Source organism: Paenibacillus sp. (genome assembly GCF_048976745.1).
In the GTDB taxonomy this organism is placed as follows: Bacteria; Bacillota; Bacilli; order Paenibacillales; family Paenibacillaceae; genus Paenibacillus.
Window position 1 is genome coordinate 643708 of the sequence record NZ_JBHGUU010000024.1, and the last position, 24735, is coordinate 668442.

Genomic DNA, 24735 nt, shown 5'->3' on the forward strand with positions numbered 1-24735 from the left:
AAAATGAACATTTATTGCTGTAAGTACTATTAGAAGTAGGGAGATTGATATGCAACACGATTTGCTAGGCACATTGGATAAGCTGTTCGACTACATAGAAGACCATATCCAAGACAAGTTAACGCTGGATCATCTGGCATCTGTAACTCATATATCGAAGTTCCACCTGCATCGCATGTTCAAACATGTAAGCGGACAATTGCCTGGAGAATACATTCGTTCACGCAAATTGGCACGCAGCCTGGAACAATTGGTGAACCTGAATTGGAAAATCATCGATATCAGCGGACATTACGGGTTCGAACATGAACAATCCTACATACGTGCTTTCAAACAAGCCTTTGGTATCACCCCCCTGCAATATCGCAAACAGGGAGCTGGAGACCTTGAATTCACAGCCCGCATGACTTCGTCCATGATCACTATGCTTCCGTACGGATATATTTTCACACCAACATATGTACGAAAACCGGCTATGAAACTCATTGGGCAACGATCCCACATTCGGTATACAGATAATGAAGAGCACTATGAAGCCAATTCAGCAGGCAACGATTTTTTTGAAAAACACTTTCATTCGATTCCTAATGTGTTGCAGCCTAACGTGTATATTGGATTTACCAATGAAATTAATGAGGATTACAGTACATATCAGCCGTCTGTAGAAGTGACCTCTCTGGATCATATCCCTGAAGACCTGAATGGAATTGAGGTCCCGGCCAACCAGTATGCCGTTTTCAAATTCGTCTGTGATTTCCATCCAAGTCTGATCAACATTGATCATTTGGACAGTGTCTGGACATTTATCGATGAATATTGGCAGAGCCATTCGGGGTACGAGAAGAGTGATCCATACTATTTTGAAAGAATTGATGGCAGTCTGGCTCAGGACCACTACGGAGAAATGGACATTTATATTCCTGCAAAGCAAATTTCACTGTAGGTGGAGGTTAGATGCTTATGGACTCAAATACTCAAGCTAATTCAAGTTCATCCAATACAAATTCTCGCAAACCTTGGATACGTCGACACCCGATTCTCACTACAATTACATTATTGATCCTTGTACTGTTTACTTCCGTATTCCTGTATTTCTGGCTCCGTCCATACTTCTCCACGTTTGACCGTCCTGAGAAAGGAGAATTGAGCTATTCCATACCTTCGCCGAACGGTGAATATACTGCCGAGATTTACGGTGTACCTTACGGTGGTGCTGCAGGAGGCGTTACGATCTGGGTCGATGTGAATAAGACGAATGCACCTGAAGGCTCCACGGTAAAAACGATCTATCGAGCCGAGCACCACGGGAATAACCATCTCGAGTGGGAAAGTGAGAACACAATCCGGATTGAAAACTGGAATGAATACACGGATGAGACCATTACGCTCAACATGGATGAGGAAATATATGATGGGCGGAGATGGGCGTGCAAAAGCTTACGGATGAAGGACCAGTATGTGCGCTGCATCGCACCCGAAAAATAAAGCAACTTAGCAAATAAAAATGACGGCCCCGATTACCCAACTCTCATCTTGATGCGTAATCTTCACTGCACCGCACACCAGAAGTTCTACGCTGTGTAAGCCTTGTGAAATTCTCGCCAAATGCTGTCCTTTCATTACACCATGGCAGGAGATACAAGCGGCACGAGAAGCGTAAAAAGCCCCACTCACCGACTCTTTCGGTTAAGCGGGGCTGCTCTTGTTCATTATCTATCCCAGTTCGTCTCCTACTTACGAGGTGATACTTCACCACGTTCTTCCCGCTCCTTCATCTCTTTGCGCACCACTACTTCGAGCTTCTGCCGATTGGCAAGCAATCCGGGATCGTCGGGCAAATACTCACGGGCTTTGGTGTTATGCATCAATGCCTGTTCCCAGTTGCCCAGATGGGCATAACAAAGGGATAAACGTGCATGTGGCAGCCAAGTACGACAGGCCACGGGTACCGGGCGCAGTCCCGGATCGCGGCTGCTCACGTCTACCGCCTGCATATACCAGTAGATCGCCGGGACGGGTTCCTGCCGCTCATGGAAACAGGCCGCAATGGCACAGCAGAAGTCGGCATGTGGCAGATCGTATTGGAACGACTGCAGCAATGCACCGAGCTTACGGCCCGGCTCACCCAGTCGTTCATAACATTCCGCCAGTCTCGCGCAAGCAATCAGGCAATCCTCGCGGTAACCGCTTGGCTGTTCCAGCAGCTTTGCGTACCCGCGTGCCGCCGCCGCATAATGCTGGCGGTCATAACATTCGCCTGCATAATAAAATAGCAGGCGACCTTGGGCTACGCCCTCTTCGGCGATCCATTTGCGCAGAATGCGCACGTTTCGCGCCGAATGATGTCCCGCTTCGCGGCGGTGCGTGACGGCAATGTCTGCCGTAAGCACTTCGCCTCGCGGGAAGCTGAGCTGCTCGTGCAGCCGGCCATGCCAGCGGCACCCGGCATTCCGCTTGACCAGGCGAAGGCGACGGTCCGTCACAAGCGGACTTCCCTCCGGCCCCTCGGCCAGCGTATAGTTCAAGATCACAGCTTCCGTCTCCCCCTCAGACGGCAACTGCTGCTTCAACACCGCAAGCTTCGCCCGTTCCGCGGGAAGCAACACATCATCCGCATCCAGCCACAGGATATACTCCTGCGTCGCCTTGGCAAATGACTCATTCCGCGCAGCGGCAAAGTCTTCCTTCCATTCATACGTGTAGACCTGGTCGGTATACTGCGCAGCGATGTCCATCGTGCGATCCGATGAACCGGTATCCACAATGACGATCTCGTCCGCAATGCCAGCAACCGAGTCCAGACAACGCGCCAGCGTGCGTTCCTCGTTCTTCACAATCATGCACAGACTGATGGTGATCACGTTTTGAGCCCCTTCCTTCACACTCTCATTCCCACAAACCTCAAAGTTTAATACAGAATTCATTTCATTTTCACTGTGACTAACGAACTGAGGTAACGCTATTTTCACATTTTAGGCATCCATTCGCCGTTTAGCACAGCTTGGGCTGAAATAACGCCGCTGAGATTCGTTAGAACATGGATTAGCTCTGTCGTCACACTAAACAACACCGCTACACTTCCCCACTCTCCTGACGGCGAAGCCGTTTCACCTGCTCCACTGCACTGTCCAGTGCCTTCTTGCGCTGTTTCATTACGCGGAGATGTTGTTGCTCCACCTCAGCAAAATGGACATGATCCAGCTCCATCCACTCCATCAATTGATCCAAAGTCGGGGACATATGCAGTTGTGTATTCCGCCGTTTGCGGGCCGCGCAACATAGATATTTATGATGAACTTCCAGTTTCAAGACTTCAAAATACGGCATCAGGGTCATCGCCAGACTTCCTGCATAGAAGGTCTGCTTATGGTCATAAAACGGGTGATACCCATACGGCACGGTTACAACCAGCGTCCCATCTTCCTGCAACAGCCGATGAATCTGGATCAACAACGTCTCCGGATGAGCAAAATGCTCCAGCACTTCTCCAAGCAGCACCGTGTCAAAAGTAGTTCTTACTTTCCATTGCGTAATATCCAGCAGCCGAAAATCCACATTGTTTCGCACCGGCCGGGATTCTTTGGCAAGCTCGCCTTGGGCATACCGGATACTCTCTTCCTCCAAATCAATACCAGTGACACGAAATCCTTCACGTGCCAGCAAAATCGACGTAATGCCCTGACTGCACCCGACATCCAGGATGCGTTTGCCTGTTGCCTCACGGCACATCCAGTGGATACGCGTTCTCGTCGCTTCATGAGAATCTTCCGAATTAATCTCGCCATAATAACGTTCACTCACTCGATCATGATTGGCCATAGATTTCTCCCGTTTTCACTCCGCGTATCGGCTGACCAAGCACCACAATATTTCCCCCATGGCATCCAGCCGTTGCATTGCGTGTATCAAAAATTAGCTTTGCATGATCTGCCATCTCCTGATAATCGAATCCCGAATGATCCGTGGTGATAATCACCAGATCAGCTCCTGTCCACAATTCCGGCACCGCCGGACTAGCGTGCAGCACTGTACCGTCATCCTTGCGGAAGACAGGCACCATTGGATCGGTGAAAACCACATCTGCACCCGCTGCACTCAGCAGCCGGAAAACGTCCAGCGCTGGTGACTCACGCAGGTCATCAATGTCTTTTTTGTAAGCCATACCCGCGAGTACCACACGCGCTCCCTGCACAGCTACACCATTCTGCTCCAGCAGTGCAGTTGCACGCTGAACCACCTGCTCCGGCATCTGCCGATTGATTGCATCCGCCAGCTGAATGAATTGCAGCTCCGATCCCTGACGATTTGCAGCCCAGGACAGATAGATCGGATCAATTGGAATACAATGTCCACCGATGCCGGGACCGGGATAAAATGGCATGTAACCAAATGGCTTGGTTGCCGCCGCATTCAGCACTTCCCAGATGTTTACACCCATCTGTTCACAGGCCGGGGTCAGCTCATTCACCAGTGCAATATTGACACTGCGGAATGTATTTTCGAACAGCTTTGCCGTCTCCGCAACTGTTGTTGAACTAACCGGAACAACTTCGTTGAGGAACGAGCCGTAGAACTGTTTACCATAATTCAGACAGGCAGGTGTGGAACCGCCAATAATCTTCGGGGTATTTTTCACACCATAATGCACACTGCCGGGATCTACCCGCTCTGGAGAATAACAGACGTAGAACTGTTCTCCGGCTCGCCATCCGTTTGCCGCTTCAATCGGTTGTTTCACCCGCTCTTCCGTTGTGCCTGGATAAGTTGTGCTTTCCAGAATCACCAGGCTTCCTTCCTGCAAATATGGAGTCATGCCATCCACCGCCGCCGAGATATACGAGATATCCGGTTGATGCTCCGCGGTCAGTGGGGTGGGCACACAGATCACAATGACATTGGCTTTCGCCACTGCTGCATAATCGTCACCTGCGGAGAACAGACCTGCTCGCATCAGCGACTGCACAACATCATCCTCAATGCCAATGACATACGAATGCCCGGAACGCAGCTTGGCTATCTTGAAAGTATCGATATCGATTCCGTGGACCTGATAACCTGCCTGTGCCATCTCCACGGCCATGGGTAAACCCACATAGCCAAGACCGATGACGACAGCTTTCAGGGAGCGATCATGAATATGTTGTGTTAAGGTGCGTTGCTGCAACTCTTCATTTCCTTCATGCTGCTCGTGCTGAACATTCCCTTTCATGCCTTCCACCTCCAAACGCTCCGTCTCCCTTCGGTGGACGTGTCTGAATACTCCGAACGAGTTCAGAGACACACCCTAATCGATATAGCCACCTGCACGCAAAAACCGGGCAATCGCTGGTTTGTTCATCATGGCACCGTCCGAGCGATACTCGGAGAAGTTCACATGAGGCAGACTGCTGTACTGATCCGTCAGGCTTTTGTCTTTGTGCTCCGGCAGGATCACATAATACTGCGCATCGTATTGGTACGTACGCGGTGCTTCAAAGGGCGAGATCAAGACTTCATGCAATTTCTCGCCTGGACGTATTCCCGTCACCTTATAATCGAAGGATGGACGACCTGCCTGTTCCAACATGACGGATGCAAGTTCCGTCATCTTGCAAGCTTTCATTTTCATCACAAAAGTCTCTCCGCCCACGGCCGCCTCAGCCGCCTTAAGCAGTAGATGTATAGCTTCGGTACGTGTCAGGAAAAAACGGGTCATGCCTTTATCCGTAATGGTCAGGCTTTTGCCTTCATCGATCTGACGGCGGAACAGGGGCACGACACTGCCGCTGGTTCCAAGCACATTGCCCCCACGAATACAGACAAACCGGGTACCTTCACTTAGCCAGTTGGCACGGATCATCATTTTTTCACCCAAGGCCTTTGTCATGCCGTATACGTTAATTGGATCTACGGCCTTATCGGTGGACACATCGATGACTTTGGGAACCTGCATACGTATCGCAGCCCGTATAATATTCTGCGTCCCGATCACATTAGTCTTGAACGCTTCATCCGGCTGGTCCTCGCAGACCGGAACATGCTTCAGCGCAGCCAGATGGAAGAGCACATCTACGCCTCTGCAGGCATCCTCCACTGCCCGATAATCCCGGATATCCCCAATGATGAATCGCAGACGCGAATCATGGTTGAACTCTCGCTGCATCGCAATCTGGGCGTATTCATTACGTGACAGGAGGCGAATCTCAGCCGGGTTCTGCTCCAGAAGCACCTCAGTCAGCTTTTGACCCCAGGAGCCTGTTCCTCCAGTGATCAGAATTGTTTGTCCTTGAATCATGGATGAATCCCTCCCTGATCAGATCATGAATTCGCGTAGTACCTGTGCCATCTCATCCCGGCTTAACCGGTCTTTGGGCGGTACCTTTTTGATTGAAGTATTGTTCGAATGCACGATGTTGACATAATTACGCGGAGCAAGAAGCTCGTGCGGCAGATCGATGACATTGCCATGTGTACCTCTGCCCGGCAGCTTGACCCGGTATCCTGCTGCGTATTCGGCTGTCTGGTATAAGTAGACATAGAATTGTGGAGAACGGTGAAACGCCGGGGCCATCTCGTTATTTACACTGTCCCACAGATATCCGTTCTGGTTAATCAATGCCATCGTCTGCGGCTGTGGTTGAATATCGTAGAGCTGTTGAACAAAGGTTTTATGATATAAATCATCCGAATCAAGACGGGCAATATAAAGTTGCTCCGAACCATCGGCAAACGCCAAAATGGCACGTACACTCTCGATGTTGGTTCCAAAACGAATATTGGAAGGAAGCGGCTCCTGATCCGCGAGAATCTCCCGCATCAAGTCCCCCGATTCCTTGGACAGCTTCACCACCGTAAGGAAATCCTGATTCGTCTGTGCCTTCAGGCAATGCAATGTGAAGGTGCGGAAGATGCTCATCCGACGCTCCAGCCACTCCCGCGTCAATCGCTGCGGGTCCATCCCGTAATTGTTAAAGTTAATCTCAATCACAACTTTCCTGGACATAACATTCCTCCTCATGTACGTTGCAAGTTCCGTTTGTCGGATACAGACTGTTTTCATAGTTTTGATGTCGTCTTCCTACCAAGACCACCTTCTATCTATCTGATCGCTTACAAGCGACATCTCGCTTGTGAACCAGCACTCTATAACGTATGAAACGTTGATAGAAGCGGTACCGACAGATGTACTAACTTTCCTATAAATAGATTGATATACAACCAAAGATGGCGCCCTTCGGGTCGAACGTACATATCGTTACTGTAGTCGCAACATAGAATAGAACAGTTCAATTTTCAAAGGAGGCCACCCATCGAATGAATTCGATCTATCTTGAAATGGAAGGTGTGCTGGATCAGCTCGAAGCGGCACTCCTGGAACACCGACCGCTGTCTCTTGTACGCGTCGGCGATGGCGAGAATATCGTCATGTCTCAAGAAACCGTGTGGCCCACAGAACAGGTCCTTCAGGAGCGTTGGGCCAAGAAAGCCAACTTAGGGCAAAAGGGACTTCGTCTTCCCAACCCGAAACTCCGGGATGAAGTCGCCGCTTCCTTGCAACGTGCCGATATCGTTGGCATTCTACCTCGCGGTGACAGTACCATTAATGCTCCGGATTATCTCAAAAGACCTCTGACCGACATGGTATTTGCACACTTTGGCATCTCTCCTCCAATGACTTGTCACGCCTGTGTCAATCGGGAACTGGCGCAAAACCCGCGTTTCTGGCAGCTGCTTGCAGGCAAGCGTGTGTTACTCGTTACTCGTGAGATTGAGGTACTGCGTGTCATGCTCGAGCGTGAGCCGTACAATCTAAACATTGTGACTGCCCTGCCCTTCGACAGTTATGATCAGATGGATGAAACGCTGCACTGGATTCGGAATAATCAACATACCTTCGATGTTGCTCTCTTCTCCTGTGGCGTCAACGCGGTTATCCTTGCGGAGCGAACCGCTGCACTCGCAGGCAAAGTTGCCATCGACTTTGGCAAAGCCAACAACATCATTCTGAAAGGCCGGGCCAACTGATCCAGAACAACTCCGAACTTCGGATTCGTGAGTTGTATTGAAACGTGCAGATGCTTGTACGGCAAAAACCCCCGACTTCTTGAGCCGGGGGTTTCTTGCTGAGCGCTAGTCGAGACCTATCGCTGCATTGTCTTGCATTTCTGGGGTAAGAAGCGAACTCTGCCGTCAACAGAAGCGATGATGAAGCACTCTGCTTATTCACATTTACTTCCTTCACAACTAGCTGGTAGCTGCAATACCGTATAACATCTCCGGCCCGGTTCTTACTGCTGTGGACACGCCCGAGATGAACGAAGTATACACACTTTCCAATGCTGGTGGTGCAGACAGATCCTGAGCAGTGAATGAATGAAATTCGGCACCGCCATTCTGTCCAATCGTACCTTCAGCACGGTAGATCACATAGAAGGGATCATATAGGAATCCTCGTACCAGTTCCACAACAAAGGTATCTCCCAGTTCTCCCGTAACGCCTACTGTCCCGTTCAACGTAATAATGGGATTCGCCACACCCTGGGTTTGAAGACCAATTGCGCCGAATGCTTCCGGGGATGGACCTAGAGATAAACCGGGCTGTCCTACGGTTGCCGAGTTCATCGAAGTTCTCATATCGAGAAACACGCCCATGAGTAACACCTCCAATGCTATGGGATAACATATCCTATGAATCTCACAACTCTTCGGATTGGATGTATAGCAGATTCCATGAACCTATTTTTATTTGTCGACTGTTAGTGGTATATTGAACTGCATAACGAAATGAACGGATCGTATGCACACAAGCGGTACAGGCTGTTCAGAAGGAGATTATTATTCATGAATAAACGCAAACGTCCAACAGGCAAAACATCGGCCTCGGCCAAGGGAAAAACATACGCAGGATCATCTACAGCACGTTCCGGCAAGTCTAACTTCTCATCTGCAAAATCATCAGGCGCTTCCGCATCACGCAATACGGAGGAGAATAAAAAACCACTAGCTAACAAATCAGCGGCGGCACCAAAGAAAGCCGGAGGTAACAAATCCAAAAACGCCAGTGCAGCCAAACGCCCGGGCAATGCCTATTATCGCAAGCAGGAACCACCACGCCAGTACAAAGTAACCGAACCGGACGAACTGCTAAACTTCCTGTTGCAGCATTTAAAATCAGGACGGAACGCGGTGAAGTCCATTCTGGGTCGTGGACAGGTGTCCGTGGATCAGAAGGTCGTAACCAAGTTTAATGAAGCGCTGACGCCAGGTCAGATTGTCTACATCCGCAAAGAAGGTGCAGTCGCTGCTCCATCCTTGACAGGTATTAACATTTTGCATGAAGACGATGATATCATTGTGATCCGCAAGGAAGCCGGACTGTTGTCCATTGCCGCTGACAAGACGGATGACCTGACGGCTTATCGCCAACTGACGGAGCATGTACGCCGCACCAATCCGCTCAACCGGATCTTTGTTGTCCATCGTCTGGATCGGGATACGTCGGGTGTGATGATGTTTGCCAAAAGTGAAGAGGTACAGCAGAAGCTGCAAAACAACTGGAAAGAAAATGTACAGGACCGCGTCTACGTTGCCCTTGTTGAAGGTTCAGTAGCCAAGGAAGAAGGTACAATCTCTTCCTGGCTGAAGGAAACCAAAACGCTGAAAATGTACTCCAGCTCTCGTCCGAATGATGGACAACACGCGATTACACATTACAAACGTCTGAAGTCGAACCGTGAGTTCTCCTTGCTGGAAGTGCGTCTGGAGACAGGTCGTAAAAATCAGATTCGTGTGCATATGGAGGATCTCGGACATCCGATTGCCGGGGACAGAAAATATGGTGCACGTACAAGAGATCTCGGCCGTCTCGGACTTCATGCACGTATACTCTCGTTTATTCATCCCACAACGAATGAGTTGATGTCATTCGAAACGGATATTCCGAAGCCATTCCTGTATCCGTTCCGTGCAGATACTCCACCTGCGAAATAACTGTTTCTTTATAGAGAATCGGCTGATCCATGGATCATGCCTGAAAGGAGGAACGGACACTGAAAAACCTGTTAATCACCGGTTACCGCGCACATGAATTGCAAATTTTTGGACAGAAGCATGAAGGTATTCCTTTTATCAAAAAAGCCATCTCTTCCCGCCTCACACCTCTTGTCGAGGATGGTCTGGAATGGGTGCTGACGCCGGGACAATACGGTGTGGACTTGTGGGCCTGCGAAGTGGTGATTGATCTGAAAAAAACCTATCCGCATCTGAAGCTGTCGATCATTACGGCTTTTCAAAACCCGGAAGAGCAATGGAAAGAAGATAAGCAGGAGTATTATCGTTCCATCCTCTCGGGTGTGGACTATTACGGTGCGATTAGCAATCAACCTTATATCGGGCCGTGGCAGTTCACTGCACGGGATGACCTGTTGCTGCGTAAAAGCGACGGTCTTCTGCTCGTCTATGACGAAGATGCCGGGGAAGGCAGTCCCCGTTTTGTGAAAGAAAAAGCCGTGAAAAAACAGCAGAACGAAGACTATACAATCATCAGTGTCACTTCAGAGGATATCCAATCCGTAGCTGAGGATGAGCGTATGAACGATATCGGTTATGATGAGGACGTTCCCTTCTGACTTTGCCTGGTTGTGATCAAGGTTCAAGAAACCCAGAATGACGTACATATGTTTTTTTTCGAGGCAGGTTGGGTATAAGTAGTATTATAACTGCGATGATATGTCGTATGGGATAAGGGGAACTGCAACCATGACAATTACGCCAGAGCAGCGCCTTCAACTGCATGGATTTAACAACCTGACCAAGTCGCTGAGCTTTAATATGTACGATATTTGTTATACCAAGACCAAAGACGAACGTGAAGCTTACATTGAATATATTGATGAACAGTATAACGCCGCCCGGCTGAGTAAAATTCTGAACAACGTCTCTGATATCATCGGAGCCCATGTGCTGAATGTCGCTCAGCAGGATTATGTGCCTCAAGGTGCAAGTGTGACAATGCTGGTCTCGGAAGGTCCAATTGTGGAGATCCCCGAGGAATCACTCGATGAATCTCCTGGTCCATTGCCCGATAACGTTGTCATGCAGCTCGACAAAAGCCATATCACTGTGCACACCTACCCTGAGTTTCATCCTAGTGAAGGCATCAGTACCTTCCGTGCAGACATCGATGTCTCCACCTGTGGTGAGATCTCACCACTTAAGGCGCTGAATTATCTGATCCACTCCTTTGATACGGATATTATGACGATGGATTACCGGGTGCGTGGTTTTACGCGGGATACGAGTGGACGCAAGTTGTTCATTGACCATGAGATCGGCTCGATTCAGAATTATATTCCGGACGAGATCAAGAGCAGCTTTGACATGATTGACGTGAACGTTTATCAGGAGAATATTTTCCACACCAAATGTAAGCTGAGGGAATTCGATCTGGATAATTATCTGTTTGGGTACACCAAAGATAAGCTGAGCAAGAAGGAACAACAGGAGATTACGGAGTGGCTGAAGCTGGAGATGGACGAGATCTATTATGGCAAAAATATTAATCGTCCCTCTTAAAGAGGTTATTCCAGGCTGATCCATAAGGGCAAGGTCTAAGACAAGGTTTCATGAAGGCTGGTTCTTCCTTACAGGGGACCTCCGACATGTGCTTGTCTTTTTCTTTGTTATGTTATGTTGACAGTGTGCAACTTAATTTCTTATTATAGAAGTAACTGTACAATCTACAGTGAAGGAGACTGAGCCCGTGATCGAAACGAATACGACAAGACGTAACGAATCACTGTTACAAGCGCTTACTGCACAGCACAATGCCATTACCAACAACATAGCCAATGCAGACACGCCCAACTACAAAAAGAAAACGGTAGAATTTCAGGAAGAGTTGAGACGTATCGTTGAAAATGGCAAAACAGATCAACTCGCCATGAAGCGGACTCATGACAAACACTTTCCTATCAGTGATCCCAATTCTTCCATCGTACAGTACCGAATTGTCGAGAACAACGAAACAGCCATGAACAATAACAACAATAACGTTGACATTGACAAGGAAATGGCGAATCTTTCGGAGAATCAGCTCATGTATAACTACATGGTTGATCGGGTCAGTGGACACTACAAAAAAATGAAGAATTTGTTGAATGATCTGAAATAATGAATGTACAAGCAGCCCAAAACGGCTGCTTTTTTTTGTTGATTTCACCGGAATATATCCGAATCGGTTCCATTTTTCGGTATCCTCTCCTGTTCGTAGTATAATGGGGAGAAACGATTGATTACATATCGATAAAAGAGGTGCAACATGTCTCCACGTCATTTAAATGGTTTTCAAGGTTCCAAAGTCAGATTAGCGGCCCCATGCCCGGAAGATTGCATGCGTCTCTCCCGCTTCACAGACGATTATGAATATCTGCGCAACATGGATACCGATATCGCAATCCCGTTAACGCCGGATGAGACAGGGTCCTCCTCTGTCCGCCGAGACAACGGATTTGAATTTGCACTACGTACACTGGAGGGTAACCGATTCATTGGATTCACAGCCCTCTACCGGATTGAATGGAACAATCGCTCCGCTCGTCTGGCCATTGGCATCGGCGAAGAAAATGATCGGGGTAAAGGTTACGGCAGTGATGCCCTTGCTCTGATTCTTCGATATGGATTTCATGAATTGAACCTGAACCGGATTGCGCTGGAAGTCATCGAATACAATGAAGCCGCGAGACGTGCGTACCTGAAAGCCGGATTCCGGGAAGAGGGGCGCCAGCGTTCTGCCGTTCTGCGGGATGGCATGCATTATGACCTGATCTCAATGAGTATCCTTGCCGAAGAATGGTCCGCGCAGGCTGGGCTTCCCTTGTCATTCCAGTCTACCCGTGCACCTGAATCTGGGAGAGTCGCCGCAGGTAGTTTCTCGCAGCGTTATGCGGATGAACAAACTCCGCTGTCCCTGCCGGAATTAAGTTCAGATCCAAAAGCTGAATCTGACATTTCACCTCGCATTGGTGTAGGCGCGGTCATCCTGAATGAACGGGGCGAAGTGCTTCTCGCTTGGCGGAATCGTCAACCCGAACAGCACACTTGGAGTATTCCCGGCGGAAAAGTGGATGCCTATGAATCACTGGAGACTGCCGTCATCCGTGAAATCAAAGAGGAAGTCGATCTGGATATCGCTATCGACAGTCTGCTCTGCACGGCGGAGACGATCCAGCCACAACAGAAGGAACACTGGATATCCGTGCTCTATTCCACCAAGGTGATTGGCGGCCATGCTCGTAATCTGGAAGAAGGCGGTGCCATTGGTGAGATCGGTTGGTTCCCGCTCCATGATCTGCCCTCTCCACTCGCCTGCTTTGCCATACCTGGGTTGGAAGCTGTGAAGAAGCTATATAATGAATCCCTGTAAATTTTAATATTCCATCCGACGGAGGTATTCCTTATGAATCATGCAGAACAGATAAATCAACTATTTCAGGCTGCACAGGCTGGAGATGCGGTAAGCATTGCAGCAATTCTCACTTCCCAACCGGAACTCACCAATACGGAGAATCAGGATGGGTTAACTCCGCTGGGGTATGCCTCTCATTATGGACAAGCAGGAGCAGTTCGTGTTCTTCTGGAGCACGGAGCCAATGTTAACGCCCTTTCTCATTCCAAGATTTCCTTTATCCCGTCCAATACTGCACTGCATGCCGCACTTGCGGGGGAACGTTCTTCCGAAGTAATCGGCCTTTTGCTCCAACATGGGGCATCCACGAGCATTTTGGACAGTGATGGACAATATGCACTGCACTCGGCAGCATTTCATACGGATCAGACTGAACTTATCGAGATGTTAATCCAGTATGGTGCAGATCCACATGCGCTGAACTCAGCGGGTCAGACCCCATTGGACATTGCACTTGAACGCGGTAATACGTCTACAGCTTCATGTCTGCGAGCAGCCGTTGCAGCTCAGCACAATAATGTTTAGGTAGCTTGGACAATAACATGAATAACCGTCAGGACTCTTTTTGGAGTACAAAGAGAAGGTCTGACGGTTATTTGTGTTGTCCTCCACGTTCTCATATACATATGTAGTTCAACTTCTATAGAAATCACAATACATCATATTTTTTTCAGAAAACAAGAACCGTTTGAGCCCTTACACGGTCTAATACTCAACATATCCATGAAAGGAGGAGCCATGTGACCCCTACTCAGCTCACCATCGCCGCACAAAAAGGGGATGCCGAGGCTTTTGCAGCCTTAATGGATTTACATCAGAGTCGACTATACCGTATCGCCTATGCCTACCTGCATAACGAAGGTGATGCGTTCGAAGCGATCCAGGAATCAACCTTCAGAGCGTTCCGTCAACTCAAAAAATTAAAAGACCCCTCCTACTTTGGCACTTGGCTCATCCGCATTCTGCTCAACTACTGTGCAGACGAACGCAAACGCATAAGTCGATTCAGTCCCGTCACCGAGATACATGAATCCGGCAGTTGGGATCGTCCTGCGGACCCCGATCTTGACGCCGCCGTCTCCACCCTTGACCGGGATTGCAAACAAATCATTATTCTGAGTTATTTCGAAGGTTTCTCTTTAACTGAAGTTGCCGATATTCTCGACATCCCGATCGGAACCGTAAAATCCCGCTTACATCGGGCACTCGGACAGCTCCGTAATCAACTTGAAACGAAAGGAGATGCATCCTCATGACGGATGAACAACAATCATTTGACGCATTGGAAGAACGGCTGAATGCTCGCAAGACGGAGTACGAAACCATGCCTGTACCAGATGCTGCCTTTCAGGCTGTACAGTCCGGAATCCGCCGGGCTGCCCGTAAGCGCAAGTCCCGGCTGCGCTGGTATATGAGTTCCATCTCGGCAGCGGCCCTCATCCTGCTGTTTACCGGATGTATCCGTGTCTCTCCCGCTTTTGCTTCCTTCGTGGAGCAATTGCCTGGCATGGAAGGCATTGTGAGCATGATTCGCCAGGACAAAGGATTAATGATGGCGATCGATCAGTCTCTCTTGCAGAAGGTCGGTGTCACCGACGAGCATGATGGTACTTCCTTGACCGTTGATGGCATTATCACAGACGAGTCACGCATGGTTATTTTTTACACGATGAAAGGCATGAAAGATCCCGAGAAATTCAACTATGATATCGATTTGCTTGATGAGAACGGTAAAGATCTTCCTGTTGCGTTTAGTTATTTTTCACCTAGACCAGCTTCAGAAAATGGCATTTATGAGGATAAAATCGATGTCTCATTCACAGAATCTTTACCACCACAAGAGCTAACCGTTATATTTAAAGAACATGGTAAGGAAACGAATAACATGTGGAAGGTCACCTTCCCAGTGGATCACAACTTAACAAAAGGCATGAAAAATACCATTCCCGTAAACCAAACTATGACTGTGGACGGGCAGCGTATTCATGTAAAACAGGCCGTTCTGTATCCCACTCGCCTTGTACTTGATATCAAATATGATCCGAACAACACCAAAAAAATCTTCGGAATTCGTGATCTGCACTTGGTAGATGAGCAAGGCCTAGCATGGAGAACGGATTCATCTTCCATCGGAGGCTCTGGAAGTTCTGTCTTTTTCGAAAGCATGTACTTCTCCACTCCGAAAAAGCTAACGCTCCAAGGGTCTGGCCTTTCAGCGGTGGATAAGGATGAACTAGTTATCAGCATCGATCCATCTTCAGGTGAAGTACAAGGCGGCCCATCGAGTTTGAAATTGCTGAAAAGCTCAGTCCAGGGCATAAATCTGATCCTGGAGTTTTCAATTGCAGACGCTCAAAATGCTACTTCAGGACTATCATTTACCAATATCGAGGATAGTAAAGGAAACTCTTTCGACATTAATGAAGTAAGCTGGAGTCCTTCCGTCTTTGAAGCAAAAGTTGTCATTAAAAATGGAGCCGCAGCCAAAGGAAATCTGACAATGGAAATATTCTCTTACCCTGATCAGATTCGTGCACCGTTCTCCATTGAAATTCCTGTGACTCCCTAAATATAATGTAACAGCCATAATCGTAAGTCACATGACATAGTCATGCACTATAATGTTAATATTAAACATCTACATTAAATCGATATATTCACAAGAAAGGGTGTTTCCAAAATGAATCAACATTCGATCCGTTATCCGCAACCACTCGCTCCGGGAAATACCATCGGTGTGGCAGCCCCCTCCAGCGGTGTTGGCGAATCCCTGCACCATTATCTTGAGGAGAGCAAACGTAATATGGAGCGCCTTGGTTTTGACGTGCTGGAAAGCCCATCGCTCCGCCACAACATTAAATGTGTGAGTGCCTCCAAAGAGGAACGCGCCGAAGAAATGAATGAATTTTTCCGCAATCCTAATATTCAAGCCATTATCCCTCCATGGGGTGGAGAGTTTCTGATGGATATCCTGCCCCTGCTGGACTGGGAAGCTTTGAAAACATTGCCGCCCAAATGGGTCATGGGTTATTCGGATATCAGCACCTTTTTATTCGCATACACCCTGATCACAGGAACAGCATCAGCACATGGTACCAATTATGTGGATCTAAGATCCAGTGCCCTCGATCCCGTGACTGCGCGCTGGATTGATGTGTTACAGACCCATTACGGCGGACAGATCACGCAATCGTCTTCCACGCATTATCAGTCGGCATGGAAAATGGAACTGCCTGGATTTAACCTCGATACACCTTCACGCTGGAAACAACTCGGCCACTCGGAAGATGCAGATACCGCTGCTGCGTTCTCCGGTCGGCTGATCGGCGGCTGTATGGATACCATCACCTGTCTAATCGGCACCCCATATGCACCCGTGCAATCTTATTTGGATCAGTACTGTGCAGACGAAGGAACCATCTGGTATCTGGAGAGCTGTGAGATGAACGCTGGGGATATCTATCGTCATCTGTGGCAGATGAGACAGGCTGGCTGGTTTGCAGGCGTGAAAGGTTTCATGTTCGGCCGACCTGCAGGGTATTCCGATACAGCGGATTTCAATTTCACCGATGCCCTATCCTCTGCACTTGGGGATCTGGATGTTCCTGTACTGTACGATGTGGATCTCGGCCATATGCCGCCCCAACTTACCTTTGTGAATGGAGCATTGGGCAAAGTCGCTTATGAAAATGGACGCGGGAGCCTTGAGATGGCGTTTGTGTAATCACCTTTTGTAGGCAGATGCATACCTTGAAGTAAGAACTTATTTTGAGGAAGGGTTGTGCATCATGTCTGAATCCACATCCACGCCATCCACGCGTGTCGTGTATCAAGCCAATCAACCGATGCTTCAATCCGTGCAAAGTGTGCGGAATATGCTTCATCATACAGCCCGGCAGCATATAGGCAAGAAGGTACAAGTCCAGAATATCGATGGTCAAGTGTGGGAAGGTGTCATCATCAGTGCAGACCGGGGGATTTTGTATCTCCAGGTTACCCCGATGCATGGATATCCTGAACCGCGCGCCTTGTTTGGACCAACGATTTTGCCGCTGGTGCTGTATGAATTGTTGGTTATCACACTGTTAATGTAGTGGTTTTGTACCTCTATATTCAAACTTGTTCCAAGAAGCTTCGCTACTGAGATCTTCAAGTCTTGGGAACGAAGCTTTTTTATGGTCTTGGCGATGGTGCGGTATGATTCCTTGCAAGCGTGTGAAATATGATACAATGGTGTCGCACCACCCCATATCTCAGATGAAACGGAGCTTGATCCGGTTGGAATACATACGTCATAATTCATCACCCGTATCACAAGTCGAGACGGGTATGATTGGCAGCAACCCTACTGAACAATCCCGCGTGATTGCCATCTGTCTGCTCGCAGGCAAAATCATGCTGCAAAGCGGTGGTGAAACCTACCGTGTGGAAGATACGATGAAACGCATGGCCGCAGCGCTGGGTTTACCCCATTCGCACAGTTACGTTGTCCCGACAGGCATCTTCTTCTCTGTTGATGCAACCGAACCCGCCAAGCTGATTCGCATCTCCGAGCGTACGACGGATCTGGACAAGGTGTCCGAGGTGAATGCGGTCTCCCGCCGCATTGGACAAGGTGAGCTATCTGCTCAGGAAGCCCATGATCTGTTGGTACAGATCGAAGGCAAGCCCTCCTCCTATTCAACGGCTGTGCAGCTTACGGCCGCGGCGTTATCCAGTGGTTGTTTTACCATTATGTTTGGCGGAGGATGGAGTGACTTTCTTCCGGCGCTGATCTGTGGGGGCATAGGTTATGCAGCCGTTATTGCCTTTCACCGGTTGGTACGCGTCAAATTTTTTGCCGAGCTTACGGCATCCTTCGTTATTGGCTTACTCGCTTTTCTCCTGATCTATATGGGAGTGGGTCATGAACGGGACAAAATTATTATTGGTTCGGTTATGCCGCTGGTTCCGGGGCTGCTAATTACCAATGCTGTACGCGACCTGATGGCCGGACATCTCGTATCCGGATTATCCAAGGGAGCCGAGGCATTTCTGACTGCCTTTGCCATAGGTACCGGTATTGCAGTTGTATTTTCACTTTTTATGTAAGACGGAGGAATGCAGGATATGCTCCATTTTATTGAACAAGCCTTAACCAGTTTTGTCGCTTCAGCCGCGTTTGGGATCATCTTCAACGCACCCCGGCGCATGCTGCTCCATGGTGGATTTGTGGGCATGATCGGCTGGATTATCTATATCGTGCTTGAATATGCAGCGGATGCGGTACCTGCTACACTTGCAGCGACCATAGCCGTAGGTGTCATCAGCCAGATATTCTCTCGCATGTTTCGTGCACCCGTCATCATCTTCAGCGTTGCAGGCATCATTCCTCTGGTTCCTGGTGGACTGGCGTATAATGCGATGCGAAGTTTTGTGCAAAATGACTACAGTGCCGCTATGGAGATGGCCGCCAAGGCACTCATGTTATCCGGCGCTATTGCCGTAGGCCTGGTGTTATCCGAGGTATTAAACCAGATGATACGCCGAATTCCCGCCTCACTGCGCACAAAATCATCGTCGAAATGATTATTCTTTTCATATATTCAACATACGTAAGGCCCGTTAGCATACAGGATAAATCTTGTATACCAACGGGCCTTACGTGTCACTATCCTTTTGAGCACTATAGTGCAGTGAGACAATCAAAGAAGTCTATTTACTTCACAAACGTATTCTTCACACGTACCGACCTCAGGAAATATGGAATGAAGATACAGCACGTCAGAATGGATCGTACGATCAGCTGAAAAGCCGGAGTTGCATCAAGCAAATGCTGTTCTCTTGGGATTTCATTGCGCGCAATCAGAATCCACGTCACGATGCTTATGATCACATTCATCAGGTACATCACCATCATCATGCGTGGAAATAGTCTCTTCCGTTTATATAAAAGAATAAGATTCACGATAACAATCATCAATAGAATGGTGCTGCTAATGAAACCAAACCAAAGGAGTGGACGAATCGTCTCCGTGTAGATCTGCGGGTCAACACCACGGCCGACTTCCCATCGGGCAGGGTCCATGATGACATTCACCTGCGATACATCCGAGATGAGAAACCCCAGCGCAAGCCAAAGACTAATCTGGATCAAAATAAGCCATCCGCCCAAGCCGGAGATCCCAGGCCGTTCCGGTCTGATACCGGTTTTGGGTTGCAGCGAGTTCATATCCGTATCTGTATCCGAGTTATTGTAGTTATGGTCCATGTCATCCTCCTTGTTAGAGTGGTTGCTGGCTGTGCCACAGCATTATTCCTTTCCCTTCCGTAATTCATGCTCTGTTCAAAGTATACCACCGAGGGATGAAACTGCGAAAATCATCGTGATCTTCACGAACACGTTCGATCTTGGTCATCATCTCATGTGTCTCTTCCGGCTTCACCTGCTGAATCCACACCACAGAAGACACCAGCGCCATAGCCGTATACAGTGAATACAATCTCCAGAATAACTCATCCGGTTCCTTGCCATCGAAATAGCCCTGAATCTGACCTATGGAATATGGAATACTGATCTCCGAAGCAAACAAACCCAGCTTCAAAAATTCATGAATGGGATCCCCTTGATCATAACGATTAAAATCAATCACTCCTGCGAGCTTATCCTGCTTAACGACAAGATTGCTCGGGTGGAAGTCATCATGCTGAAATCCATCCGGACGATTTTTCATCCAACCGAGATGGTCTGCGATAAACGTTAGTATAGCCTGATCCTCTTTCATCACGATAGGGCACTGTTTATAGCGCTCCACGTATCGTTGATGCTTCGTGCTCTTGCGTATGTACCATGATTCGGTCTGTTCCTCCATCGGCAACTGGTGAATCAGCTGTAGCTGCGCTCCTGCTTCAAAGCCAACCGCCCACTGCTGCTGTTCATTCAGTTGAGGCAGTCTCTCGGAAGCATCTTCGCCTTCAATGAAGCTAAAAATCATATATCCGTTCTTCTCATCCAATCTGCCTTTGCCCAACGTCGCTGGACACAGTACACCTAATTGTTGCATGCTCTTCAAACATTGATATTCCCTTTGCTTCATCCATTCCTCAGCAACATCATATACCCTCACCAACACATGGCCTTGGTCAGGGACAAACATTTTGAATTTAGCATCCGCTGAATAACCCTTCATAACTGGTTCAATCCGTGTAGCCTGATCAAGTTCAGGAATCTGTTTTAACCTGTCAATCAACGTATTGTTCATCGATGCATTCCATGTATTATGTCGTTCCATACAGAATCCTCCGTTATTTCACGTATAACGTGCAGTATCGTCGGTCTATTCCCACTTTAACCCATGATGACACCTATAACATGCTTATATGTATTCTATCTGTTTCTATTTAAAAAGTACTGATTCGGGTTCTTTGCCCGTCAGGGTCAGCATCGTATACAATTGTCCCCTGTGATGATATACATGCCCCATAATTTCAAGCAACCACTCCAGCCGGCTATAAGATGCTCCCCAGTATGAATCCGTCACATGCAGTAACTCTTCCGTGTTAAATTGCCTGTATCGCTGGTATAGATACATCTGGTTATCAATCAAAGCCTGCTTGATCTCACGGAGCGAATGCACCTGGTTCTCTGCATAGAATTGAGCCATCTCTTCCTTCGATGCACCTTCGGAAATATAAACATCCGCTCGGCAGATCACAGACAGATGGGCTAGTAGTTCTCCAACAGGCCGTTTACCTTCAATTGGAGTCAAGGCCAAATCTTCTTCCGACAGCTGATCGCATATATCAATCAACGATGTTACGGCCACGTCAATATGTTTAAACGCAGATTGAATCAACAGATACACTTCCTTTTTATCCCATTATAAAGAACATATGATCGGTTATCAACCAAAATAACCTTCCTAATATATACCCCTAATCTATATAAATTGAACAAAACATTTCACAAAACGGAGAAGACAGAAAGGACCTGGAGAAGCAACGCGTTCGCCTACAAGTTTTCTGCAAGAAAGCTACATCGGAAGTATACGCTATCCCCGGATTTCTCCTTTATAAAAGGAATCAAAAAAAATCTGGGGATAACAGCGATCGGAAGGTTGTTCTGTCATCGGAGTGTGCAGTGTAACTATTCTTTAATTCAATTTATATAACAATCTACGTACAAAAAAAGTCCTTCCTCCTTCTTAAAGACGGGATTCAGGACATTTTGTTGCCTATTTGATTTCAAATCATTGCTCAACTTGAGTATAACGAACAATACGTTTGCTCGAATCGTCCAGCCTCCAAGTCAGACTTACGAATGAAAAATTGCAGTTCCCCGCAATCCCACCATTGAAAACCTATGGCATCATGTGTATCTATCTTCAACAGCAGCAGCGTATCGGATAGTTCCTGCCATGTCCGATCCTCATCTCCGCCGTAATGCTTGGTCAGCTTTTTCTCACACTCCTGCTCATTATAATTGTACTCTTCTCCCAGTGCGATCTGTAACAAGGCCCGATGCTCGGCATCCGGATGCTGCCCGTCAGGATATCCAAACATTCCGCCCCAATTCAGCGTACTCGGATGATTCCAGTTTGACTCAAAATCAAGGTATCGGTCATACAGACTCACTTCCGCTTCGGTCTCATCGATCTCAAGCTGAGGCAGCGAGAGCTCATTCAGCACGTTGGCGTCTATATATGCATATGTAGGAAACTCCAGATTAGGCAGTACGGTCACCGAATGTGCAACAAACGGGGCTCCATCCAGCGCAGTATCACCTTCAGGTTCTCGCCTTATTAAATGATGAGAACTCGGCTCAAAAATCACACGATGTTCAATGGGACAAGCAGATTCATCCGTGCCAACGAAAAAGTATAACATTCCACGTTCAGGCAAAGTTCCGCGCCCATCATTCGGCGTATACGGCGACAAATCCACCAGGTTCAACTGCGCCAGGAAAGTCATTGGAACCCCTTCTTGTGTTACAGGCCATTCCATGCGACTCGGCAAATCCGGATGTCCACCCACACGCGAGTTTCCTGTCCTGCGATATTCGTCCAGTGTGGATACATCGAGACGAATTCCCCAACGGCTTGAGGATAACAGCAGATCGGCAGCAACTCCCAAACCATATTCCTCAAGTGTTTTACGGGCTTTTCTGGTCAGACGTTCACATTGTTCTGGCTTAATCATATAGATCCTCCCCTTTTGACAATACACCTATGCTGAGACATATTCAGGTTCACACCTGTATATTCTTCCGCCCGGACGTCTTTCCCTGCTTCTATATAAATTGAACTTAAGAATATTTTACACTTACCACTCCGATGACAGAACAACCTTCCGATCGCTGTTATCCCCAGAATTTTTAGATTCACCTTTGCAAAGGTAAAAATCCGGGGATAGCGTATGCTTCCGATGTAGCTTTCTTGCAGAAAGCTTGTAGGCGAACTCTTCGCTTCTTCAGGTTCTTTCTGTCCTCTACGTTCTCGTGTAAATGTGTAGTTCAATTTATATAGAAAAAAGAGACTGACATTCCTTGTCAGTCTACTTCCTTAATTCTATATTCCATTTAACGATTGGGATCAGAAGACTTTTCCTGGTAAGCACGCATATGCTCCTCACCGTCCAGGAATTCATGGGCCTGATGGGCTGCCATTACCCCATGATAGCTGATATCCAGACCCAGATCTTCCTCTTCTTCTGTCGAACGTACAGGCACAATTTTGCCAATCAGCTTTAACCCGATCCAGGTCATGGCGAATCCCCAGATGACCAGGGCTGTAAGGCCAAGTACCTGAACACCCAGCAACCTCCAGCCGCCGCCCATGAATAATCCACCGTCCGTGGCAAACAGACCTACCGCAATTGTGCCCCACATTCCTGATGCGGCATGCACCGGGAAAGCACCAACTGGATCATCAATCTGCCGACGGTCCAGCCAGTTGGTGGCAGCCATCATCAATAAGCCGGATACGGCCCCAATGAATATCGCTGCTGCATCGCCAACAAAAGCACAGCCTGCCGTAATTCCGACCAGTCCCGCAAGCGAACCGTTAATGACCGACGGTGCATCTGAACGATTGAAGCGGAATAACGTATAAAGCAACGTAACTGCACCACCCGAAGCCGCAGATAACATCGTGACAATGGCAATGTGACCAATTCTTACATCGGTCGCGCTGAGTGTACTACCTGCATTGAAGCCAAACCAGCCGAACCATAACAGAAATGCACCTACAGATGCCAGTGGCAGATTGCTCGGAAGTGCAATGGCACTTACGCCAAGCGGCGTGTATTTCCCTTTACGTGGACCAATGATAATCGCAGCAGCGAGTGCAGAGAATCCGCCAAGCGCATGGATGACAGCCGAACCGGCAAAGTCCTGCATCCCCAGCTGACTAAGCCAACCGCCGCCCCATGCCCAATGTCCACCAATTGGATAGATGATCGCCGTCATCAATATGATATACAACAGATAGGCACGGAAGTTGATCCGCTCGGCTACCGCTCCTGAAACGATGGAAATAACGGCAATGGTAAAGGCAGCCTGGAACAACCAGAATGTCTCCAGAGATACCGGTATGTCCAGATGAGACAAATCCCCATTCAGGAAAAATCCGGTTACTCCCGCAAAACCGCCAACGTCAGAACCATACATCAGTCCAAAACCGATAGCATAGAACAGTAACGTTCCAATCGTAATGTCCGCAAATACCTTCATAATAATGTTTACACTATTTTTATAACGCACAAAGCCAGCTTCGAGCAGGGCGAATCCACCCTCCATCAATAAAATCATCGCTGCACTCAGTACAACCCAGACCGTATCGATCCCGGTGCTTAACGTTTCCAAAGTCATGTTTGTACATCCTCCGTTTCACTAAGCTGTCTGAGCTCACGGATTGTATCAGGCGCAAGCTCAATCTCGTCCCGCTCAATGCTGTCCGGATGCTTAATTCGTTCTGCGATCTGATTCAAATCACGTATGCGTCTGCGAATCTGTTCCATCTTGCGAAAACGTTCCTTCACCTGAACCATATATTCCACCGCCTGATGATGGGATGCGGGGCGTCCCGCAAACCATTTGCGTACAGGCGACAACGATTGATAAGCAACTTCTTCCGCTCGACGCTTTTGTTCGAACTGTTCGATCTTCTGTTTGAGCGTTTCGATCTCATTTTCTTTTTTGACCTTCAGCCGTTCGATAAGGTACAATAAATCGGACGATGATATTTGCAATGCTGTATGGTGATACACCTCGTCGATTACTAACATATCATGTCAGGACTCCTTACATATCAAGT

The 24735-nt window shown here is 48.1% G+C and carries 27 protein-coding genes; 15 read left to right on the forward strand and 12 right to left on the reverse strand.

Features of this window, described 5'->3' with window-relative positions; all coding sequences use genetic code 11:
* Positions 1-49: 49 nt before the first annotated feature.
* Both ACE3K2_RS28980 and ACE3K2_RS28985 read left to right on the forward strand, forming a co-directional pair.
* Positions 50-943: an AraC family transcriptional regulator gene (locus ACE3K2_RS28980; RefSeq protein ID WP_421898361.1), complete on the forward strand. Its 894-nt coding sequence runs from the start codon at positions 50-52 to the stop codon at positions 941-943.
* 17 nt (positions 944-960) lie between these two features.
* Positions 961-1485, forward strand: a complete 525-nt coding sequence (locus ACE3K2_RS28985; RefSeq protein ID WP_421898364.1) for a DUF5412 family protein — start codon at positions 961-963, stop codon at positions 1483-1485.
* A 245-nt stretch (positions 1486-1730) separates the two neighbouring features.
* Here ACE3K2_RS28985 and ACE3K2_RS28990 read toward each other — a convergent pair whose 3' ends face one another.
* The 5 genes from ACE3K2_RS28990 to ACE3K2_RS29010 all read right to left on the reverse strand — a co-directional run bounded on the left by ACE3K2_RS28990 (position 1731) and on the right by ACE3K2_RS29010 (position 6982).
* Complete coding sequence (locus tag ACE3K2_RS28990; RefSeq protein WP_421898367.1) at positions 1731-2969, reverse strand: glycosyltransferase; 1239 nt, start codon at positions 2967-2969, stop codon at positions 1731-1733.
* Between the two features lie 103 nt (positions 2970-3072).
* A complete protein-coding gene (locus ACE3K2_RS28995; RefSeq protein ID WP_421898370.1) occupies positions 3073-3819 on the reverse strand; it encodes a class I SAM-dependent methyltransferase in 747 nt (248 codons plus the stop codon).
* Positions 3806-5209: a nucleotide sugar dehydrogenase gene (locus tag ACE3K2_RS29000; RefSeq protein ID WP_421898373.1), complete on the reverse strand. Its 1404-nt coding sequence runs from the start codon at positions 5207-5209 to the stop codon at positions 3806-3808. Before ACE3K2_RS29000 ends, ACE3K2_RS28995 begins: the two co-directional genes overlap by 14 nt.
* Positions 5210-5284: 75 nt before the next feature.
* A complete protein-coding gene (locus ACE3K2_RS29005; protein ID WP_421898376.1) occupies positions 5285-6274 on the reverse strand; it encodes an SDR family NAD(P)-dependent oxidoreductase in 990 nt (329 codons plus the stop codon).
* 18 nt (positions 6275-6292) lie between these two features.
* Positions 6293-6982, reverse strand: coding sequence for a glycosyltransferase (locus ACE3K2_RS29010; RefSeq protein WP_421898379.1), 690 nt, complete (start codon positions 6980-6982; stop codon positions 6293-6295).
* Between the two features lie 311 nt (positions 6983-7293).
* Here ACE3K2_RS29010 and ACE3K2_RS29015 point away from each other — a divergent pair, with 311 nt between their 5' ends.
* Entirely contained in the window at positions 7294-8004 is a 711-nt protein-coding gene (locus tag ACE3K2_RS29015; RefSeq protein ID WP_421898382.1) for a GT-D fold domain-containing glycosyltransferase, read from the forward strand.
* 219 nt (positions 8005-8223) lie between these two features.
* On the opposite strand, the gene ACE3K2_RS29020 is transcribed toward ACE3K2_RS29015, so the two are convergent.
* Positions 8224-8631 carry a hypothetical protein gene (locus ACE3K2_RS29020; protein ID WP_421898385.1) on the reverse strand — a complete coding sequence of 136 codons (408 nt, stop codon included), beginning with the start codon at positions 8629-8631 and terminating at the stop codon, positions 8224-8226.
* Positions 8632-8820: 189 nt separating this feature from the next.
* Here ACE3K2_RS29020 and ACE3K2_RS29025 point away from each other — a divergent pair, with 189 nt between their 5' ends.
* The 12 genes from ACE3K2_RS29025 to ACE3K2_RS29080 all read left to right on the forward strand — a co-directional run bounded on the left by ACE3K2_RS29025 (position 8821) and on the right by ACE3K2_RS29080 (position 19012).
* Complete coding sequence (locus ACE3K2_RS29025) at positions 8821-9969, forward strand: RluA family pseudouridine synthase (protein WP_421898388.1); 1149 nt, start codon at positions 8821-8823, stop codon at positions 9967-9969.
* A 59-nt stretch (positions 9970-10028) separates the two neighbouring features.
* A complete protein-coding gene (locus ACE3K2_RS29030) occupies positions 10029-10607 on the forward strand; it encodes a DUF1273 domain-containing protein (RefSeq protein WP_421898523.1) in 579 nt (192 codons plus the stop codon).
* Positions 10608-10737: 130 nt separating this feature from the next.
* Positions 10738-11553 (forward strand): adenosylmethionine decarboxylase, encoded by an 816-nt coding sequence (speD, locus tag ACE3K2_RS29035; protein ID WP_124113481.1) that lies wholly within the window; start codon positions 10738-10740, stop codon positions 11551-11553.
* 187 nt (positions 11554-11740) lie between these two features.
* Entirely contained in the window at positions 11741-12151 is a 411-nt protein-coding gene (gene flgB / locus ACE3K2_RS29040) for a flagellar basal body rod protein FlgB (RefSeq protein WP_036610664.1), read from the forward strand.
* A 147-nt stretch (positions 12152-12298) separates the two neighbouring features.
* Positions 12299-13402, forward strand: coding sequence for a GNAT family N-acetyltransferase (locus ACE3K2_RS29045; protein ID WP_421898392.1), 1104 nt, complete (start codon positions 12299-12301; stop codon positions 13400-13402).
* A gap of 33 nt (positions 13403-13435) precedes the next feature.
* Positions 13436-13969 carry an ankyrin repeat domain-containing protein gene (locus tag ACE3K2_RS29050; protein ID WP_421898395.1) on the forward strand — a complete coding sequence of 178 codons (534 nt, stop codon included), beginning with the start codon at positions 13436-13438 and terminating at the stop codon, positions 13967-13969.
* A gap of 215 nt (positions 13970-14184) precedes the next feature.
* A complete protein-coding gene (locus ACE3K2_RS29055) occupies positions 14185-14700 on the forward strand; it encodes a sigma-70 family RNA polymerase sigma factor (protein WP_421898398.1) in 516 nt (171 codons plus the stop codon).
* A complete protein-coding gene (locus ACE3K2_RS29060; RefSeq protein ID WP_421898401.1) occupies positions 14697-16013 on the forward strand; it encodes a DUF4179 domain-containing protein in 1317 nt (438 codons plus the stop codon). The genes ACE3K2_RS29055 and ACE3K2_RS29060 overlap by 4 nt, the downstream gene beginning before the upstream one ends.
* A 111-nt stretch (positions 16014-16124) precedes the next feature.
* Complete coding sequence (locus tag ACE3K2_RS29065; RefSeq protein WP_421898404.1) at positions 16125-17168, forward strand: S66 family peptidase; 1044 nt, start codon at positions 16125-16127, stop codon at positions 17166-17168.
* A 64-nt stretch (positions 17169-17232) separates the two neighbouring features.
* On the forward strand, positions 17233-17538 hold the full coding sequence (locus ACE3K2_RS29070) for a hypothetical protein (RefSeq protein ID WP_036610673.1): 306 nt from the start codon (positions 17233-17235) through the stop codon (positions 17536-17538).
* A 235-nt stretch (positions 17539-17773) separates the two neighbouring features.
* Positions 17774-18535, forward strand: coding sequence for a threonine/serine exporter family protein (locus tag ACE3K2_RS29075; protein WP_036611092.1), 762 nt, complete (start codon positions 17774-17776; stop codon positions 18533-18535).
* 18 nt (positions 18536-18553) lie between these two features.
* Positions 18554-19012: a threonine/serine exporter family protein gene (locus tag ACE3K2_RS29080; protein WP_074094046.1), complete on the forward strand. Its 459-nt coding sequence runs from the start codon at positions 18554-18556 to the stop codon at positions 19010-19012.
* Between the two features lie 130 nt (positions 19013-19142).
* Here the strand turns inward: ACE3K2_RS29080 and ACE3K2_RS29085 are convergent, their stop codons facing one another.
* From ACE3K2_RS29085 to ACE3K2_RS29110, 6 genes are all read right to left on the reverse strand, one after another.
* Positions 19143-19694, reverse strand: coding sequence for a DUF2569 domain-containing protein (locus ACE3K2_RS29085; protein WP_421898408.1), 552 nt, complete (start codon positions 19692-19694; stop codon positions 19143-19145).
* Positions 19695-19758: 64 nt separating this feature from the next.
* Positions 19759-20715, reverse strand: coding sequence for an aminoglycoside phosphotransferase family protein (locus ACE3K2_RS29090; RefSeq protein ID WP_421898411.1), 957 nt, complete (start codon positions 20713-20715; stop codon positions 19759-19761).
* A 105-nt stretch (positions 20716-20820) separates the two neighbouring features.
* Complete coding sequence (locus tag ACE3K2_RS29095) at positions 20821-21279, reverse strand: DinB family protein (RefSeq protein WP_421898415.1); 459 nt, start codon at positions 21277-21279, stop codon at positions 20821-20823.
* 400 nt (positions 21280-21679) lie between these two features.
* Positions 21680-22621: a DUF1963 domain-containing protein gene (locus tag ACE3K2_RS29100; protein ID WP_421898418.1), complete on the reverse strand. Its 942-nt coding sequence runs from the start codon at positions 22619-22621 to the stop codon at positions 21680-21682.
* A 379-nt stretch (positions 22622-23000) separates the two neighbouring features.
* Positions 23001-24290 carry an ammonium transporter gene (locus ACE3K2_RS29105; RefSeq protein WP_421898421.1) on the reverse strand — a complete coding sequence of 430 codons (1290 nt, stop codon included), beginning with the start codon at positions 24288-24290 and terminating at the stop codon, positions 23001-23003.
* Positions 24287-24706, reverse strand: a complete 420-nt coding sequence (locus ACE3K2_RS29110) for a hypothetical protein (protein ID WP_421898424.1) — start codon at positions 24704-24706, stop codon at positions 24287-24289. Before ACE3K2_RS29110 ends, ACE3K2_RS29105 begins: the two co-directional genes overlap by 4 nt.
* Between the last annotated feature and the right edge of the window lie 29 nt (positions 24707-24735).

Coding starts and splice junctions, on each gene's coding strand:
- ACE3K2_RS28980 (WP_421898361.1), top strand. CDS start 50: ATGCAACACGATTTGCTAGGCACATTGGATAAGCTGTTCGACTACATA.
- ACE3K2_RS28985 (WP_421898364.1), top strand. CDS start 961: ATGGACTCAAATACTCAAGCTAATTCAAGTTCATCCAATACAAATTCT.
- ACE3K2_RS28995 (WP_421898370.1), bottom strand. CDS start 3,819: ATGGCCAATCATGATCGAGTGAGTGAACGTTATTATGGCGAGATTAAT.
- ACE3K2_RS29000 (WP_421898373.1), bottom strand. CDS start 5,209: ATGAAAGGGAATGTTCAGCACGAGCAGCATGAAGGAAATGAAGAGTTG.
- ACE3K2_RS29005 (WP_421898376.1), bottom strand. CDS start 6,274: ATGATTCAAGGACAAACAATTCTGATCACTGGAGGAACAGGCTCCTGG.
- ACE3K2_RS29010 (WP_421898379.1), bottom strand. CDS start 6,982: ATGTCCAGGAAAGTTGTGATTGAGATTAACTTTAACAATTACGGGATG.
- ACE3K2_RS29015 (WP_421898382.1), top strand. CDS start 7,294: ATGAATTCGATCTATCTTGAAATGGAAGGTGTGCTGGATCAGCTCGAA.
- ACE3K2_RS29020 (WP_421898385.1), bottom strand. CDS start 8,631: ATGGGCGTGTTTCTCGATATGAGAACTTCGATGAACTCGGCAACCGTA.
- ACE3K2_RS29025 (WP_421898388.1), top strand. CDS start 8,821: ATGAATAAACGCAAACGTCCAACAGGCAAAACATCGGCCTCGGCCAAG.
- speD (WP_124113481.1), top strand. CDS start 10,738: ATGACAATTACGCCAGAGCAGCGCCTTCAACTGCATGGATTTAACAAC.
- ACE3K2_RS29045 (WP_421898392.1), top strand. CDS start 12,299: ATGTCTCCACGTCATTTAAATGGTTTTCAAGGTTCCAAAGTCAGATTA.
- ACE3K2_RS29050 (WP_421898395.1), top strand. CDS start 13,436: ATGAATCATGCAGAACAGATAAATCAACTATTTCAGGCTGCACAGGCT.
- ACE3K2_RS29060 (WP_421898401.1), top strand. CDS start 14,697: ATGACGGATGAACAACAATCATTTGACGCATTGGAAGAACGGCTGAAT.
- ACE3K2_RS29065 (WP_421898404.1), top strand. CDS start 16,125: ATGAATCAACATTCGATCCGTTATCCGCAACCACTCGCTCCGGGAAAT.
- ACE3K2_RS29070 (WP_036610673.1), top strand. CDS start 17,233: ATGTCTGAATCCACATCCACGCCATCCACGCGTGTCGTGTATCAAGCC.
- ACE3K2_RS29075 (WP_036611092.1), top strand. CDS start 17,774: ATGATTGGCAGCAACCCTACTGAACAATCCCGCGTGATTGCCATCTGT.
- ACE3K2_RS29080 (WP_074094046.1), top strand. CDS start 18,554: ATGCTCCATTTTATTGAACAAGCCTTAACCAGTTTTGTCGCTTCAGCC.
- ACE3K2_RS29085 (WP_421898408.1), bottom strand. CDS start 19,694: ATGGACCATAACTACAATAACTCGGATACAGATACGGATATGAACTCG.
- ACE3K2_RS29090 (WP_421898411.1), bottom strand. CDS start 20,715: ATGGAACGACATAATACATGGAATGCATCGATGAACAATACGTTGATT.
- ACE3K2_RS29100 (WP_421898418.1), bottom strand. CDS start 22,621: ATGATTAAGCCAGAACAATGTGAACGTCTGACCAGAAAAGCCCGTAAA.
- ACE3K2_RS29105 (WP_421898421.1), bottom strand. CDS start 24,290: ATGACTTTGGAAACGTTAAGCACCGGGATCGATACGGTCTGGGTTGTA.
- ACE3K2_RS29110 (WP_421898424.1), bottom strand. CDS start 24,706: ATGTTAGTAATCGACGAGGTGTATCACCATACAGCATTGCAAATATCA.